Source organism: Rubritalea tangerina (assembly GCF_042683245.1).
Classification (GTDB): Bacteria; Verrucomicrobiota; Verrucomicrobiia; order Verrucomicrobiales; family Akkermansiaceae; genus Rubritalea; species Rubritalea tangerina.
Map to the genome: position 1 here is coordinate 126,071 of NZ_JBHUJB010000073.1, position 17,710 is coordinate 143,780.

The 17,710-nt window shown below is 48.6% G+C and carries 12 protein-coding genes; 9 read left to right on the forward strand and 3 right to left on the reverse strand.

Annotated elements, in window-relative coordinates; all coding sequences use genetic code 11:
- The first annotated feature begins 34 nt into the window (after positions 1 to 34).
- Positions 35 to 691, forward strand: a complete 657-nt coding sequence (locus ACFSW8_RS15110; RefSeq protein WP_377086884.1) for a hypothetical protein — start codon at positions 35 to 37, stop codon at positions 689 to 691.
- Positions 692 to 732: 41 nt separating this feature from the next.
- On the opposite strand, the gene ACFSW8_RS15115 is transcribed toward ACFSW8_RS15110, so the two are convergent.
- The 3 genes from ACFSW8_RS15115 to ACFSW8_RS15125 form a co-directional block, all read right to left on the reverse strand.
- The gene (locus tag ACFSW8_RS15115) at positions 733 to 2,094 is read right to left on the reverse strand and encodes a sulfatase-like hydrolase/transferase (RefSeq protein WP_377178662.1); all 1,362 of its coding nucleotides are present in this window, start codon (positions 2,092 to 2,094) and stop codon (positions 733 to 735) included.
- Between the two features lie 144 nt (positions 2,095 to 2,238).
- Complete coding sequence (locus ACFSW8_RS15120; protein ID WP_377086882.1) at positions 2,239 to 2,637, reverse strand: cupin domain-containing protein; 399 nt, start codon at positions 2,635 to 2,637, stop codon at positions 2,239 to 2,241.
- Between the two features lie 83 nt (positions 2,638 to 2,720).
- Complete coding sequence (locus ACFSW8_RS15125; protein ID WP_377086878.1) at positions 2,721 to 3,668, reverse strand: DMT family transporter; 948 nt, start codon at positions 3,666 to 3,668, stop codon at positions 2,721 to 2,723.
- A 596-nt stretch (positions 3,669 to 4,264) separates the two neighbouring features.
- On the opposite strand from ACFSW8_RS15125, the gene ACFSW8_RS15130 reads away from it, so the two are divergent.
- The 8 genes from ACFSW8_RS15130 to ACFSW8_RS15165 all read left to right on the forward strand — a co-directional run bounded on the left by ACFSW8_RS15130 (position 4,265) and on the right by ACFSW8_RS15165 (position 17,610).
- Positions 4,265 to 7,834: a hypothetical protein gene (locus tag ACFSW8_RS15130; protein WP_377178664.1), complete on the forward strand. Its 3,570-nt coding sequence runs from the start codon at positions 4,265 to 4,267 to the stop codon at positions 7,832 to 7,834.
- 18 nt (positions 7,835 to 7,852) lie between these two features.
- Positions 7,853 to 8,506 (forward strand): hypothetical protein, encoded by a 654-nt coding sequence (locus ACFSW8_RS15135; RefSeq protein ID WP_377086869.1) that lies wholly within the window; start codon positions 7,853 to 7,855, stop codon positions 8,504 to 8,506.
- 183 nt (positions 8,507 to 8,689) lie between these two features.
- A complete protein-coding gene (locus ACFSW8_RS15140; protein ID WP_377086867.1) occupies positions 8,690 to 10,444 on the forward strand; it encodes a hypothetical protein in 1,755 nt (584 codons plus the stop codon).
- A gap of 225 nt (positions 10,445 to 10,669) precedes the next feature.
- A complete protein-coding gene (locus ACFSW8_RS15145) occupies positions 10,670 to 12,430 on the forward strand; it encodes a hypothetical protein (protein ID WP_377178666.1) in 1,761 nt (586 codons plus the stop codon).
- A 6-nt stretch (positions 12,431 to 12,436) separates the two neighbouring features.
- Positions 12,437 to 13,153 (forward strand): hypothetical protein, encoded by a 717-nt coding sequence (locus ACFSW8_RS15150; protein ID WP_377086865.1) that lies wholly within the window; start codon positions 12,437 to 12,439, stop codon positions 13,151 to 13,153.
- 216 nt (positions 13,154 to 13,369) lie between these two features.
- Entirely contained in the window at positions 13,370 to 13,666 is a 297-nt protein-coding gene (locus tag ACFSW8_RS15155; protein ID WP_377086864.1) for a hypothetical protein, read from the forward strand.
- On the forward strand, positions 13,663 to 15,954 hold the full coding sequence (locus tag ACFSW8_RS15160; protein ID WP_377086863.1) for a family 20 glycosylhydrolase: 2,292 nt from the start codon (positions 13,663 to 13,665) through the stop codon (positions 15,952 to 15,954). Before ACFSW8_RS15155 ends, ACFSW8_RS15160 begins: the two co-directional genes overlap by 4 nt.
- Positions 15,955 to 16,095: 141 nt before the next feature.
- Positions 16,096 to 17,610 carry a phospholipase D family protein gene (locus ACFSW8_RS15165; RefSeq protein ID WP_377086861.1) on the forward strand — a complete coding sequence of 505 codons (1,515 nt, stop codon included), beginning with the start codon at positions 16,096 to 16,098 and terminating at the stop codon, positions 17,608 to 17,610.
- The last annotated feature ends 100 nt before the right edge of the window (positions 17,611 to 17,710 follow it).

The window sequence follows — 17,710 nt, forward strand, 5'->3', positions numbered from 1 at the left end:
GGACTAATGTGTTTAGTAGAGAGCCTATAAATCCATGAAGAAACTACCCCATCTACTCACCGCGATGCTTGTGTCCCCGTTGTTTGGGCAGACGCTTTATGAAGAGCAAAATTTCCAGTCTATTGAGCACAACACGATGTCACCTGATGGCTGGGTGAGTGTTTCAGGAGTGGAGGTGCGGGCCTTTGGACCAGAGACATCTGAGGACTTTGGTGGGAATGATCGGGCATTGATTGGCAAGCAATTCAAGGACTGGGTTGCGGTACGTAATTTGGGGGTGAAGCTGCAGCCACGCAGTGTGTATCAGTTGGACCTCCATGGTGGTTTGTATGTTTCAAGCGATGGGGCATCGAGCACTCTTGAGTGGGAGTTGGGGGTGCTGCAGGGAGGGAATTTCGTAGCACTCTCGGAGGCTGCTCGCACCGAATTACACAACAGTGGGGAGACGAGTTACTTTTTTGGGAAGGGGAAGAAGCAGGCATTGAAGCCTTTTATTCTGAAAACGGATGCAGCACCTGCAAAGGGGACTTTAGCGATCCGTTTGAAGGTGCGCGAGAACGGTGAGCGGCCAGGCTGGGCGGGCTTTGATAATATTCAGGTGGCCCAAAAAGAGGGCATGAGAAAGCAGCAGGAGTCATCTGCATTGATCAGCCTTGGCGGATCCATGTCAATTGTGCTGCGCGATCGTTAGTTCTGGTTGTGATGAGGGGAATGGTTCCTACATGGTAGGTATTACTTTGTAGTTTGGGAATTTTTTTTGGTCTTTGCGGGTTTCCCTGGTGAGCCGGGTCCCCAGAGTGGTTCGACCATTTGGGCTTCCCATTGTTGCATTTTGGTAATGAGTTGATTGGCGACATCTGGGTGTTTATCGGCGAGGTTTTGGCTTTCCTCGATGTCGTTTTTGAGGTTGTAGAGTTCTGGTTTGGAGCCGGCTTGGGCGCGATTATAGATGAGTTTCCAATCTCCTTCACGCATGGCGATGGAGCCGCGAGATCCATGTTGGCGCCAGTGGAGGGCGCGGGTTGGGAGGGTATTTTTTTTGCCTGTGAGCAGAGGGAGGAAGCTGCGGCCATCGATTCCCCATTCGGCTTTGATGGGATTACCTGAGGCTTCTACGACGGTGGGGAAGATATCGAATGCTATGATGGGGTCGTCGATGGTGGAGCCTTTTTGGATATGTTTTGGCCAGCGCATGGCCCAGGGAACGCGTACTCCTCCTTCCCAGAGTGTTCCTTTTTTCCCTTTGAGTGGGGAGTTGTTCGCTCCAGTGGCGGTCTGGCCGCCATTGTCATTGGTAAAGATGACAAGGGTGTTTTCATCGAGCCCCTGTTGTTTGAGGCACTTGAGAATCTTGCCGACATTGTCATCGAGCGAGACGATGAGACCGGCATAGCTTTGTCGTCCTTTAGGGGAGATATGGGCGATGCGCTTTTTATCTTCGGGTTTGGGTTGGTTGGGAGAATGTGGGGCGGTGAATGAGACGAAGAGGTAGAAGGGGGTATCTTTGTTTTCTTTAATGAAGCGGCAGGCTGCGTCACCAAAGCGATCTGTGACGTAGCCAGATTCTGGAGTCGGTTTGGAGTTTTCTAGAATGACTCGGTTAGGGCTGGGCTTATCGTAGGGGAAGTATCCACGGGAGCCTTGGAGTAGGCCGTAGAACCAATCGTACCCACGTTTGTTCGGGTGGTAGGCTTCGGGGTATCCGAGGTGCCATTTACCGATGAGGCCTGTTTTGTAGCCTAGCGACTGGAGGTGTTTGACGCCGAAGGTGACATTGAGGTCGACCCCACTTTTGTAGCCTGGGGGGAGGTTATTGTCGTAGCCGAAGCGCTGTTGGTATTTCCCGGTCATGAGGCCTGCGCGAGACGGGGAGCAGACACAGCCGGTCATGTAGGCGTTAGATAAGCGCACGCCGTCGCTGGCAATACTGTCGATATGAGGGGTAAGTTTTTTCATTTCCTCGACACAATTTGGCTGAAAGCCAAAGTCTGCGTAGCCGGCATCATCTGAGTAGAGGATGACTACGTTTGGTTGTTTAGCAGCTGATAGTGTTAGAACTGAGGAAGAGAATAGGGCGAGGAATAGTTTAGTCATGGTGGATGAGGAGTATTCTTTTAACGTATGCAATAAGCAGAAAGAATATTACTCCTAATCCTGTTTTTTGGGAGTCAGAAAAGCACACCACACTAGAGGGGGATTTCTGTTATGAGATAGGGGGGATGCGGCTAGATGCGTGTGTTAGGCGCGGATGTTGTTCCAAGGGGCTTGGGTGGAGACGTCGGTGGCAAGTTCGGCAGGATCTGACTTTTTATTAAAGATAGCTAACAATTGTGCAGTTTCTTGTCCCACATTGAATGAGGCGTGGACTGTTGCTGGGGGGACATAGATGACGTCACCTGGTTTGCAGAGGCGTTTTTCATGACCGATCCATTGTTCGATGGAGCCGCTGAGGATATAGAGAAATTCTTCTCTATTTTGGTGGAAGTGGAAGTCATGTCCCATACCGGGTTGGAGGGTTCCGCGGATGAAGATGAGGTCTTCGGTGGGAGCGGCGCCGTCGGCTGAGGGGTGGGAGAAGAATTCATTCATCCCCATGGGGGCGGGCTCTGCGATAATGTTGTCTTTGCTGAGGAACATGATTGGGGAAGGGTGGTCGAACACCATTGCGGAAGCAATGGCATTCGACCTGATTGTGGATTCTACAGGTATGATTGTGGAGTTTAGGTGGTGGTGGGGCGCTTCAGCGGGCTTAGAGCAATTGGGGATTTAGGTTTTGCTGCGAGTATGGCACCGACAATACTGAGTCCAATGCCGAGGCATTGTGCGAGCGTGGGCATTTGTCCTGCGAGTCCAGTGGCTAGGGCAATGGTAGCGACAGGGCCTATGGAAGAAATGACTGCATAGGCATCGGCACTGATCTTGGACAGGCCGTAGCTGAGCAAGAAGGTGGGAGCGACGGTACCTAGGATACCAATGACGAGGCCGTAGCTCAGCACTTGTTGGCTTTTTACTAGCTGGTTGTACTCCCCACCAGTCAGTGAGAAATAGAGCAGAACGAAGCACGCGGAGAGGCTCATGGATATTCCTGTGTAGAGTTGGGTGCCGACTCTCTGGATGATGGGTTTAGCGAGGAGGATGTATCCTGCGTAGATGCCTGCGCTGAGAAGAATGAGGAGGGTCCCGTACAAGATCCAAGTGGAGTTGCCTGTGAGGTGGATTTCATCTCTGACCATGATCGTGAGGCCAATCCAAGACAGGAAGCACGCGGAAAGCATTGGCAGAGTCGGGCGTTTTCCTTGAAAGAGGAAGGAGCCTGCTAAGACAATGCTTGGGTAGCTGAACAAGATGATACGCTCCAGTCCCACGCTGACATATTGCAAGCCGGTGAAATTAATCAGTGAGCACAGAAAGAAGCCAACAAATGCGAGCACACCCATCTGTGCCCAGTCGCGTCGTGTGATCTGTGAAAGTTGGTGCCAGCGAAGGGCCACCATGATGAGAAAGAAGGGTAGAGCGCTCAGCATGCGCAATGCCATGACTGCGTTTGGGCTGAGCCCTTCCTCAAACAAGGCTTTTACGATAATCCCTTTTGCGCAAAACAAAAAGGAGCCTGTGATCACCAGAGATGGGGTGGTGATCGACTCATTTATTATTGGTGGTCTATTCATGGGTACAAAAAAAGACCCGCATCGGTAATCGAGGCGGGTCGTCGTTCGTGTTCTTTTGTTTTACTAACAAACTCAATAAGCACAGCGATTCGTTACCCGCGTTGGATCGAGCCAACGGAGTGTGCGAGTCATAAGCATGTGTGCAGTGGTTTGCATGTGAAGGCAGATATACAGAGGAGATATCGAGTAGCAAGGCCAAAGCTCTTATGAAAAAAATGTAACCAGCGTGATGGTGGTGGTATGGTAATTTAATCGCTGAGCATTTTTACGAGAGATGGGAGCAGCATGACAAAGGTGACGCATAATCATATTGCGCCCACTTTTTCTGTATTATAGATTAAAGTTTATGGTCAGAAATGGACACCTTTTTGATAGTGCTACCTATTGATGGTGAATGTTGAGTGACCTATCATTCAGTTTTCGAATCAAATGGTTAACGTTTTGATTGGAGTGGCTGTATACAAAGTGAACTAGCTTTACTTTCTCGCTAGAGGCGAGGGGGAGGAAGCTGAACCAAACCCAACACGATGCGACACGACTACCACAGGAAACCAAGGGGGGAGAGGGGTTTTGCCCTGATTGCTTCATTATCGATTATGACTCTTTTGGTCTTATTGTTAGTTGGGATGTTAAGTTTAGCGACGACTGAGACGCGTTCGGCGACGCAGGAGAAGTATATCATGGAGGCGCGGGCGAATGCTCGGATGGCTTTGATGGTGGCGCTTGCAGAGTTACAGGAAGAGATGGGGCCAGATCAGCGGGTTTCGGCGTGGGCGGGGATTATGGATACGGATCCGAGCACGGAAGAGATAGATTCTGTGGAAAGCCCTCATTTGTTAGGGGTCTGGGATTCTTGGAAGACCTATTTGAATGAGCCCTTGGATGGGGCAACGATTCAATCCCTTTACGGGGAGGAGGCAAAGGGGAGTCGCTTTAGGCGGTGGTTGGTGAGTCGCAAGGATTCGAAGACGGCGGAGAATGTGCTATTACCGCGTGATGGAGCCGCAAGTGAGGGGGTTGCTTTGGTGGCGGAGGGTACCCTTGGTGGGAGTGCGCCAAAGGAGCATCATGTGAGAGCAGAGGTTGTTCCCACGGTTTTGGATAGTGAGAGGGCTGGAGGTTATGCTTGGTGGGTGGGGAGTCAGAATTTGAAGGCTTCGCTGAATTTCAGGGAGAGTGAAGATGAGGGATTGGGGGAGGATGAAGCTCAGCTTTTTGCAGCGGAGTTGTCGCATTTTGATCCACGGGAGGAAGTCGGTTTTGAGCAATTCCCAGACACGGAGGAGGAAAGGAAGAGTTTGGTGGACTACAAGGTGACCGAGCATTTGACTGATGCGAGTGGTGGTTATGAAGCATCGAAGTCGCGATATTTTGATTTTACCCATGCTGCGCAGGGGGTGTTGTGTAACGTGACTTCTGGAGGGACTAAGAAGGATTTAAATTTGCTTTTTGAGCTCGATGTTTTTCCTGATGCATATCGTGAGGCATCGGTGGGTGGGGCTCTAGTGAATGCGCCTGTACGCAAGATTGAGGGGACTTTACCTAGCCCGAAGAATCCGAATATTTTGCCAGCGGATTGGAGGCATTTGAGAGATTATTATCGGCTCTACACGAGTGCTGACCATGGCTTGAAGTGGGATGCGGATGGGAATCCTTATACGGAGAGGCACATGACAGCGGATGTGCCGACACATGCAGTACGGGTGGCTGATGTGGAGAACTACACGCGACTTCCAGTGTTATTGAGGTATTCGTATATCTTTGGTTTACGTTCGAAGCCGAATGAGGACCCTGATTACCGCGATTGTTATTTCACCTCCACACCTGTGATGGTGTTTTGGAACCCGTACAATGTGACGATGCGCTATCCTGCGGATGCGTTCTTGATGCATACCGCCTTTTACAAGTCTCAGTACTACCAATTCAAAGTGTACGTAAATTCTCAGCACTGGGGGTGGGAGTCTGCAAGGCAGAGTGATACGACGAGTCTTGGGTATTTGCAGATGCGCAACAGCCCGGAGAAGCCTGATGGGGATATTGTGATGCGACCGGGGGAGTTATTGATGTTTACTCCTCATTCGGTGGCGAAGGATCGGGCGTACATTGGCTATGACCCATCTTTACCTGAGCTTACGGGTTCGCAGGCGGTAATTAAAGGAAAGGCTAAGAAGACGGATAAGGTCCGAGTGGCTTTACGTTTTAGCGAAATTGCGGATATGAACAGTATCCAGCCACAGAATTGTCATTGGTGGGGAGTGGATAAGTCAGGGGCGGCTATTTTGGTAGATGACAATGCAGGCAAAGAGGGAGTGTACCACCATTCTGGGGACTCTCAGTGGCCTGGTTATCTCTCAGGAGGGAGGAAGCATCAGTCAGGCTTGTTCATTGACTGGTTTGAAAGTGAGGACAATCTCACACCAATCATTGAAGACAACCCGGCAACTTTGGCGGAGGTGGACATGAGCTCGGAGGAGATTACACCCATAGCGGTGGTTAACTATGTGCTCAAGACAGGTGAGGAACCAGTGTATCAGAGTCCTTTGGGGGGCGGGCAGGTTCCAGCTGGAGCGAAGGATTTTAGAAACAGGACTTGGTTGCATTCACAGGCATTGAGCCCGATTCAACATTTGCAGGGGGCGAACGACGTAAAGCGCTCTAACTTTGCCTATCAAATGCATTATGAACCGGTCAGTGGTTTGTCGCTTTCACAAGTGATACAAGAGGTTGACGGCAATGCTTTTTCGGGGGGGGGGCACGGACCCAGCACGGGTGTGTCGCGTATGGTGGCGCAGGAATTGCCAACCGCGCCGCTGACGAATATTGCAGCATTTGGCAATATGCCATTGTCTCATGCTAGGGTGTTAGAAGCTGATTTAGGTTTTCAGGGGAGTGCGCCAGGTTTTTACCAATATGCACCTGAGTGGAAGTTAGTTGGGCATCAGGGAGCGACCTATGGTTTAGGAGTGGGCAATGGTTATGCGCATCCGATGATTCCATTGGACAGCATTTATCATGATGATGGGACAAGGGTGCCTGCAACGGGGGTGGCTATGTATGCGGATCATTGGGATCATCAGTTTTTGACCAATGATGTGCTTTGGGATCAGTATTTTTGTTCCTCACTTACACCGAAAGTCGCACGAGGGCAGGAGAAGGATTCCTTAAAAAATGTTATGTCGGCAACTTTTGAGGGGGGCGAGCCACTTGCCAATAAGCGCTTGCAGGTTCATCTGCCCCAGGGTTTGGAAGCTGCTGAGGTCGTGGAAGCTCTTCAGCATGAGGATGGTTTCAAGCGGGCGGGGAGTTACTTTACGGTAGATGGAGCCTTCAATGTTAACTCTACTTCAGTAGAAGCGTGGAAGGCTTTATTCTTGGGGTTGAAATCTAGGCGCATTCCTTATTTGGACAGTTACACAGGAGATTCTGGAGTGCTGGAGGATGAGGATCATGTCATAGTGAGTCGCGGTAGGAGGGCGGCAGGTAGGCAAGAGGGAGTTGATGTTTCTGACCCGTATGCTTGGGTTGGAGTACGCAAGTTGACGGATAGCCAAATTGAGAAATTAGCAGAAGAGATGGTGCGTCAGGTAAAGTTACGGGGACCGTTTTTAAACCTGAGTGAGTTTGTGAATAGGAGGTTGGAAGATGGAGCTCTGGGGATGAGTTCGGCATTGCAAGCAGCGATTGACTGGGACGAGTTTAATCAATGGGAGAAAGGGGTCTTTGATGGAGGGGTTGACGGCAGCAGTTCTGAGGAAAATTCTATCAATCATAGGTTCAAGGGAGAAGAGGATCGTATCACACAAGCGACGGCAACGTATCCGAATACTAAAGCCGCTGTGGGGTCGCGTTATGCAGGGATTGCAGGCTATGTGATGGCATCTGATCTTCTTCAAGGGGTGGGGAATATACTCACACCTCGTTGTGACAGTTTTACAGTGCGTGCATATGGTGAGAGTCGTGATGCGGGTGGTAAGGTGGTAGCGACTGCCTATTGTGAGGCTACGGTAGTACGTGGGGTGGAGTACAGCGATCCGGGTGATGAGCCGTGGGAGGCGAGTACAGATGCGCTTGGAGTTGAGCTAAATATGCTTTCAGCGACTAACAAACGCTTTGGGAGGCGCATGATGATTCTGTCCTTCCGTTGGCTCTCGCCATCTGAGATATAAACTGATTTATTTAGGGTTATGCGTTTCTTTTTGATATTTGTGCTAGGGTGTCTTGCTTGTGTTTCTGCCCAGGAGGGGCGGGAGGTGAAGCTGCGATTTGCGACGGTTGGGCTTTATGGAGGGAAGTCAAAGATCAAGCTTGATGAGAAAACTGAGGTGCAGCTGAGTTTACGTTATCCGAGTGCGCAAGTTCGGTGCAAGATCGAGGAGGGACAAGCATTGAAGATTTATGGTGCCGACCAGAATTTCGAGGCAGAGCTTGTGGCGATTGGTGCGGTGAGGGTGCCTGCAAATTTGAGTCAGGGGACGGTATTGTTGATCCCTTACAGCAAAGGCTACAAGTGTCATTTCATCTCTGAGAAGAGTGCGCCTGAGGGAGGAGTGTACCTGTATAATTTGAGTGATCAATCATTGGGGTTTGTGATGCGTAAGGGCGAAAAGATGATTGTGGATAGTGGACAGGGGAAAACATTTCAAGCGAGTCAGAGCTTGTCGGAGAATATCCCGGTCAAAATTTTTCGGCCAGCATCAGAGAATTCCTTCAAGTTACTTTTTTCGACCTCATGGAGGATGGTACCCAACCGCAGAGAAATACTGATTTTTTATAATCACCCGAAGACTGGAAAGGTTGCGATGAAGGGGATTAGTCAGTATGGTGCGGTAAATCGCTGATTATAATTGGATTGGGTTTGATCGAAGAATCAACTTGTATCATTTGGGTACAGGTCGAATCTGCATCTCTTTGTTAAGATTTGAAGTAGTTTAGAAGTTAATTAATGAATATGCTATGTACATGCATTCAATCCTTTTGGGTGATTGTATTTTGGCTATACTAATCCATTGTCTTCTAAACCCATGAAAAAGCTTTCTACCACAGCTCTTCAAAACCCTGATCAACGGGGGTTTGCCCTGATAGCCTGTTTATCGATCATGACCTTGTTGGTGATGTTGGTGGTGGGGATGTTGAGTTTATCGACGAGTGAGTCGAAAGCGGCCACTCAGGAGAAGTATGCGATGGAGGCTCGGGCGAATGCGCGCATGGCGTTGATGGTGGCATTGGGTGAGTTACAGGAGGCGGTGGGGCCAGACACACGTGTGACAGCGAATTCTTCTATTTTAGAGGAAGCGGGCGCAACTGGGTACCAGAGCAACTATTTGGGTGTATGGTTGCCGATGACGATGGAAAAGACAGTGGATGGAGAGGTCAGAAGGAAGCTAACCAATACATTTGAGTTAGAAGAGTTAGCTGAGGAGTACAGAACAAGTTGGGATGGTGGGGACAAAGAGCGTGGTGGTCGATTTCTTAAATGGATGGTTTCTGAGACGCAATTAAATCAAAGAGACATTGATTTACCGAAGCGTCCTGACATCCTTGATTCAAATGAATATGTTACCATTGTGGGAGAGGGCTCATTGGGAGTTCAGGCACCAAGAACGGAGCATATGAGAGTGGGGATGGTGGATTTAGAGAGTGGAGCGTATGCATGGGGGGTGCTAAGTGAGAACATGAAGGTCCGAGTGAACGAATCTCATGCCTTGGCTGAGGGGAGGATGGAAAAGCTTACTGAGCGGTGTGCCATTCCAGTGAGTGGCATCAAATCTTGGAACAGAGCAAATGACCCCTTACGTCGTGACGTTGGGAAGGAATTTTTAACGTCGAATAACAAAGTTAGAGAAGATATGGATAATGCCATTACTCAGGGAACGATGGCTTTGTTAGGTGATGGATCACCGTCACTAGCTGGGGATCTTAAGCCGTATTTTTTTGATATTTCGACTCATTCAGTGGGGTTATTAACCAATCCAAAGTGGGGGGGGTGGAAACAAGATTTGAATACATTGGCTGAGCTACCTAATGATCCTTCATCGAAGGTTAAGAGACCTGCGCAATACAGTTTGAGACGAACTGAGCCCAATGCTCCACTGGGTGGCTGGATAGAAGCACCGAATGGCAATCAGTTTATTTTTGCGACTAAGAATTATGCATTAAGTGGTTGGACATCAACTGGAGAGTTCAACAACATGGGGGATGTAGGTCCTGCATGGGATGATTTACTGGAGTATATGAACTCTTATAAGAAGTATTCGGAGGGAGGTTCCACAGAATGGTTAGGTAGTATACCAAGTTTTAAGAAGGGAGCTGACATGAATAAGGTTTATGCCTCACAAAGTTGGCGCTTTAACTTGCCTGTATTCAGAAAAAGTATGTGGCAGCTTTCTCTTTTTACAAATCCAGATCCAAGCGATAACGCGAAAAGTAATGTTTATGTTGCGGTGAAGCCGATTTGTGAAGTGTGGAATCCCAACAATGTTCCTTTAGTAATGCCACCAGATTTTCGTCTGCGAGTGGACCAGGAGGCGTTTCCTTTGTCCCTAAGTTATGAAGTTTCTGGAGGTAAGTCTGGGGTGGTGCATTTGAGTGATGTCTTTCGAGGGGGATACTTAATTGATTTCAATGGCATGGAGATTCCGGCAGGTGAGTCGGTCTATGTTTCAGATATCGATGCTGAAGTTTCCAATCATGAGCATTACAAGGAGGTGAAAGTTGGAGGATTAGCTAATTTGAGAGGTGGCTTGTATCGTCAAGGAGCTCCACTTATTGAGGATTAAAAGGGGGGGAGTATTTCGATCCAAGTTTCTACTCGGGGAGGTGTTCATCAAACATCCAATGACATTAGAGTTTTTGACACCTCAAATAATGCACCGAGTGCTTTTGTGAGTGAAAATCGTTCTTGGGTTAATCAGTCTGATTTAAAATTTTTTGGTGAAAGTTATCAGAAAAGGACGATATCTCCGGGGTCGATTGGGGCACCCGAGCCGTTCTTTCTGGTAGGGGTGAAATTGAAAGATGAGTTTGGTGTGGCACAAGAGAACCCTCCAGCAGGAGAGGTGTCTGAAATCGAGAAGTCATCGGTACCGCCATGGATTTATCATGGGTTGCCAACCAACAAGTATTCGTTTCATCTTGGAAAGTTTGCCCACACATTGGATACAAATGGTTACGCATTTTTTGGTCGAACGATTAGTGGTAGCCAACCGCCCTTGCTCTTTGAGGAGTCGACGATCGCGAAAAATGCAGATGCGGGATACTACGGAAGAGCATCGGGTATTGGGCAGAGTATTTTCGAGGACGGGAGTGTACGCGTGCCGTTGATAGAGAGGCCGGTTTTACCGTTAACATCCATGATGCAATTGCAGCATTCAGGGCTGGGTGGGTATAGGGTGAATCCAGTCTACCCCGCGAGCGGAATATTATGGAATCAGGCGGGGCGCTCTTATTTATCGTTTCCCTACGTGGCGAATGCATTTGGTAATTCCTTCAACTCACCTTACTTTTCAGATTCAGAGATGGAGCGACGGGGGGCTTCAGATATTGTGGGGAGGATTCAAAATGGTAGTTGGGATGTCTTACTTCATGACAAATCATGGAAACTCAATGCAGTGCTTTGGGATAGTTGGTTTATGAGTGGGGTAGGCGATTGGGAAAACTATGTGGATTCTAGTGTTCCAAGCTTGAGTGCTGTCGAGATGGTAGAAAATATTGTCGATATTTCAGATGGCAGTGAGGATTTACCGAATAAGCGTCATCGCTCAAGTGTGGTAGATCAGGAGGAAGCCGAGTCTGATTTGATCGATGGTGGTAAGGTGTCTGCTGAGGCGTATCAGAAGATAGCCAGATACCTAGAGAATCGGGGGCAATTTAATGTTAACTCGACTTCGGAGACGGCATGGAAGTTAGTATTAGCGGGAGCTGATTTGACTACGCGTGATGTGCTATATCTCAAGCCGTCAAGTACGCCAGGTTCGCCGCTTTCGATGGAATGGCAGCTTGAGAGTAGTGCGGGGGAATCTGTGTATTCTTTTTCACGATTCAGAGTCCCGATGGGGGAATCGGTTCGAACGGAAGATGTGGTTAGCAAACGTAACCAAAGGTGGCTTGGAGTACGAGCGTTGAATGAGAGTGAGCTTGAGTCTTTAGCGGAGAAAATGGTGGAGCAAGTGAAGTTGAGAGGGCCATTTTTGAGCTTGGGAGAGTTCATGAATCGAGGGCTTAAGTCCTCTGGGGAGGGGCGTTCTCTGAGATATGTTAAAGGAGCTGCTCAAGCAGCGATTGACAATGCGGGCTTGAATGATGCGGTCCGAGCTGACTCCAAGCCCGTCGATTCATCTACTTTTATTGGGCCGGCTAAGGGGAGTCAGGAGTTTCAAAATGTAGATGCCTTTGGTCACTACGATGCTGAGGGGAATCCTATGAGGGGCTCAATGATCAAGGGGGCACCAGGATATTTGACTCAAGCTGATTTATTCATGGGGGTAGCGCCATCCTTAAGTGTGAGATGCGACACTTTTACCATACGAGCGTATGGGGAATCGAGAGATTCTGCGGGTAAAGTGATGGCTCAGTCATGGTGTGAAGCCGTTGTTAGGAGATTTCCTGAATACGTTGTGGATGAGGCATCAGGAGGCGACTCAGCTACAGTTAGCATGCTCAACCCAGATGGGACTCTGTCTTCTCTCAAGTCATCAAAAAATGACCAGTATGGGAGGAAGCTCAAAATTATATCTTTCAAGTATCTTAACCCAAATGAAGTATAGATGGCTATGCGTTGTATTTTAGTAGTTTTAGCAATTGTGACCTTAGTGGCCAACGGGTATGCGGAGGTGCGCGTAAAGACTGGGCTCAGTGTGGTGATGTTTGAGGGTGGTGCTGGAATTGATCAATTATACTGGCGTGAGGCAGATCAGGCGGTTGATAAGATCAAAGAGCAGTCAGTTTTAGTATCCTATGGCGCTTTAGATTACCCAACTGAATATTCAGGTTCTATCAATTTGGAGTTGGGAACTCTTCGTGGTGAGGAATATCAATCAGTAGCAAAGTGTGTACTACCAAAGGGGAGTGCACATGTTTTGGTATTTTTATTTCCAGCAAACTCGGCGAATGGCACCTATCAAGCACAGGCATTTGACGTTTCATTAGATGAAGTTCCGGTGGGAGCGCGTATGGTAATAAATGCTTCAAGTAAGCGGGTGCGGGCGTTGTATGGTAAATCAAAGAATGACAAATGGATACGCAAGTTTGAGGTGGCTCCAAAGAGAGTGAGAGTAGTGGTTCCTGTTGATAAGGGTGATCCAGCTTTAACTGGTCGACGTATCTATGGAGAATACTTCGATCAGGAGGCGAAGGGATGGGAGAAATTACTGAGCACCCGGTGGTATCATACTCCAGATCGTCGCAACTATGTTGTTATTTTTGATAGCAAAGGTACACCACGCCCCAACATACGCTATTTTTCCGGTGTCCCGATTAGAGGTGAGTAGCGCTTATTTTTTTTGGGGGGTAATTTTTTTGAACTGTAGGGTTCTGGTGGTAGTATTTGGGTTAGGTTGCTGATTCTTGGATTTATGTTTCTGTGTCATGTTTTGATAAGTTTCCTGACAATTAGGGGCTAAGATTTGGGAGCAGAGGGCCGTGAATAGGTACAGAAACTTGGGGGGGGATGATGCTCTCCTTGTTTTGTGAACACATACCCACTTATGAGCAGAAGATTTGGAATGATAGTAGCGGCGTGTTTGGCGATACCATTCGCGTTACAGGCTGAGGTTGTCGATGTGATACCACAACCCGTGGCGTTAAAAAAGTTAGAGGGAACTGGTTTTTCATTTGCTGCACCGGTTGTATTGAAAGATGCGACCTCAATGCCTGCGGAGCAGTTGGAGGTATTGACAGGATTGATTGAGAAGGTCACTGAGAAGCGCTTGGTAAGTTCTGGGACAAGGTCATACTATTCAAAATTGGTAAGGTTGAGGGTGGGCATGAGGCGTACCGCTTGAAGGTATCTGAGGGGGTGATTGAGCTCGAAGCGAATAGTCACGCTGGAATTTTTTATGGGGTTCAGAGTTTGCTTCAGCTTGTGGATGGTGATGAGGTGGCTGCGGTTGAGATTGTGGATGCGCCACGCTATGGCTGGCGGGGATTACATTTGGATGTGTCGCGGCATTTTTTCGATGTTGTATTTATCAAGCGTTACTTGGATTTAATGGCATTGTATAAGTACAATGTGTTTCACTGGCATTTGTCTGATGATGATGGTTGGCGATTAGAGAGTAAGAAGTTTCCGAAGCTGACTGAGGTAGGGGCGTATCGGTCACGAGTGGGGAGGGCTGGTAATCAGGCGAAGGGCTTGAACGTGGATGATGGGAAGCCGTATGGAGGGTTTTATACGCGCGAGGAAGTGAAGGAGATTATAGCCTATGCAAAGGCGCGCCACATTGAGATTTTACCAGAGATTGATGTGCCTGGGCACTCTAAGGCTATTGTGTTGTCTTATCCGGAGTATGGGACGCATCCGGGTAGTGACGTGTTGAATATAGGCAATCCTGCGACGGTGAAGTTCCTTGAAGAATTGTTTTCTGAGGTGGCTGAGTTGTTTCCCTTTAGTTATGTTCACATTGGATGTGATGAGGTGGGGCTCGGGGGGGCGTGGATGCGCAATGCTGATTGCCAGGCAAAGATGAAGGAATTAGGGACGGATGATCCGCATGTGTTGCACAAGTGGCTTGTGGAGCATTTACAAAAGCATTTGGCTGGAGAGAAGAAGGAAGCGGTAGCTTGGTGTGAAGTGTTAGATGCTAAAGTCGGCAAGGACACTGTGGTGATGGCATGGCGCGACAATGGTGGCTGGATCAAGGCGCCGAAGTTGGGGCATAAGACCGTGGTGACGCCATCGATGCAGACGTATTTCAATTATCAGGAAGACATTGGTTCGAATGCTCCAGGGCACGGTGGGTATCGGACTGTGATGGAGAAGGTGTATAAGTTTGACCCAATCGATGAGGGATTGAGTGATGCAGAGAAGGCATTAGTGTTAGGTGGGCAAGGGTGTGTTTGGACGGAGTTCATCCCCTTACCTCAGCATGTGGAGTACATCACGTATCCACGTGCAGTGGCTTTGTCTGAGGCTCTCTGGTCACCAAAGCAAAAAAAGGACTGGGATAAATTCCAGAGCCGTTTGGATGCCCACCAGGGGTACATGGATAAGCATGCGATTCAGTATCGAGTTGCGGCTCCCCTACCTGTGCGAAAGGCGGTGAGTTTTGTGGAGACGGGGCTTGTTCAATTTACGAATCCCAACTCCTCTGGAACGATCTATTATACGACTGATGGAAGTGAGCCATCAGCTGCGTCAAATACCTATCGGGAGCCTGGAATTAAGCTGAGTGAGAGTGCTGAAGTGAAAGCCATCGTTGTGTTAGATAATGCTCGGGAGAGTTATCGGACTTCTGTAGTAGCTGAGAAGCAAGAAGCCAAAAAGGGGCAGCGTGTGACTGGAGCTAAGCCGGGCTTGGCGTATCGAGTGTTTGAGAAAAGTGGCAATGATTTTGGAGAGGTATTTAAGCAGGAGCCTGTGAAGCGTGGTCACCTGAAGGGATTAACGATTCCTGAGGAAATGAAGGGCAAGGACCATTTTATTGTCGCATACGATGGTTACTTGAAGGTGTTGCAGGATGGGAGTTATCATTTCCGTTTGCATGCTGATGATGCTGCGGTGTTGTATCTCAATGGGAGGAAGGTAGCTGAGCAAGGAAGTGTGGGTGGCGCGTTTTTGGGGCGTGGCTACCATCCGTTGACTGTGTTATTTCGGGAGGATGCAGGCGCGGAGCGATTGCGTTTGGAGATGCGTTCAGAGGTTGGGGATTATGTCCCTGTTGGAAAGGACGATATTTACTTTAGTCGTTCGATGCAGCCTCAGGCATTGTTGAGTGTAGAGACCGACATGAAGGCAGCAGGTAAGCATGTTGCCGGTAATTTACTAGATAGTGATGCGGAGAGCTATTTTCATTCTCAAGGGGGAGTGAAGCCGGGGCAGCATCTTACGGTGTGGGCGAGCGAGCCAAAGGTAATCAAGGAGGTGGAAGTACTCACTGGACGTGCGAATGGTAGTGATATTTTGGAGGGAGGTATTTTGGAAGTGAGTTACGATGGAGAGAAGTTTGAAAAGGTCAGTGACTTTACAGGTGGTGTGGCGAAAGGGCGGCCAAAGAAGGCTGTGCGTGCCGTTCGCATCAAAGTGATCCGACCTCAGGGAAGCTGGTTGATGGTTAGGGAACTCAATTTTTAGGTATTGTAGTAATGCCGCTTTGGTTTTCAAATGAGGCTGCTGGTCATTTGTAAGTATGGTATAAGTGGTGATTCGTTGGCGTGGTGAGGGAGTTTGAAAAATGCACTTCTCAGCTGCTTGATAAAAGGTAGTTTGAGGGTGATGCCACGCCGACTCATAGCATTTGTTTTATTTTGTGCACTTACGAGCTGCACCACCATACCTATTATTGAACATGAGGTGGTGGAGAGGGCTCGTCCTGTTCCTCATTCTGGCCCACTTGTACAAGCTTCACAAGAGGTGGTAAGAGGTGGAGCGGATTCGCATTTCATGTTGTTGAATAATGCGGAGGAGGCATTGAAATGGCGTCTTGCATTGATAGATTCGGCGAGGAGTTCGTTGGATATTCAGACCTTTATGTGGGAGAGTGATGATGCGGGGGCTTTGCTCTTTGATCGGGTGTTGAGGGCTGCGGATAGAGGGGTGCGTGTGCGTTTGTTAGTGGATGACATATGGTTTGAGAGTGATGAGCAGGCGATGGCGGCGATTGATGCGCATCCGAACCTCTCAATGCGTTTGTACAATCCGAGTAGAGTTCGAGGCGGTAGTGTTAGTCGGGCGATGTATTTTCTGACTAATTATAAGAAGATGAATCGGCGCATGCATAACAAGACATTCATCGCGGATGGGGTATTTGCTATCAATGGCGGGAGGAACTTAGGTGGGAAGTATTTTGGTTTATCAAAGAAGTACAACTTTAGGGATCTCGATGTCTTGACGACAGGTCCGGTACTCAGTGAGGTACGCGAAGAATTCGACCTTTTTTGGAATAGCGCCTATGCTTATCCGGCCAAATATCTTAGCGATGAGGCAGAGTCATATGATGTGCCATCGAGTTTGAAGAGGATGCGTAAGGTGATCGTTCGTCATGAAGATGGGCTCTTAAAGTCCTATCCGATTCGAGTGCGTGATTGGGGAGATGAGCTTAAAATTCTGAGAAATGAGATGGTTTCGGGGCAGGCTCATTTTGTGGGTGACGACCCCTATGGCAGGGAAAGGATAGTGGTCGATTATGTGACCGAGGCTCTGGCCAATGCGCAATCGGAGATTACGATCATTTCACCGTACTTTATTCCTTATGCGAATCGATTTGATGGGGTGGATAAGTTGATAGAGAGAGGGGTGAAAGTAAATATTGTGGTGCCCTCATTGGGGGCGAACAACCACACGCCAGCACACAGTCATTACCGGAAGTATCGGAAGGCAATATTGGATGCGGGTTGTTCTTTATATGAGTATCATTTCCAACCCGATGCGGGGCAGCGTGCTCTCTGCGACGTAGAGCCTGTGAGAGCGAGTTTCATAGGTATGCACATGAAGGCGGTTATTATTGACCGGCGGGTTTGCTTTATTGGGTCATTGAACATGGATCCACGGGCGATGGATATCAACACCGAGGAAGGGATGTTCATAGAATCCGAGGAGCTTACAAAGCAGATGTTAGAGATTGTTGAGGCAATGACTCTCCCTGCGAATGCCTGGAAGCTAGAGCAGACTGATCGTGGGCGTATTCAATGGCGGGGGGAGTGTGTTCTGACTCGCCAGCCAGCGCGCAACGAGTGGCAGAGAATCATAGATGCGATCACGAGGTGGATTCCGATTGAGAGTGAGCTATAGAGCTCGTGTGGGGGCAGTTAAGTTCTCAACATCATTGTTTGATTTCTGGGTGAGGAAATGGCTCTTGTTAGGCAATGCAGACAAATTGCTTCACAGTGTG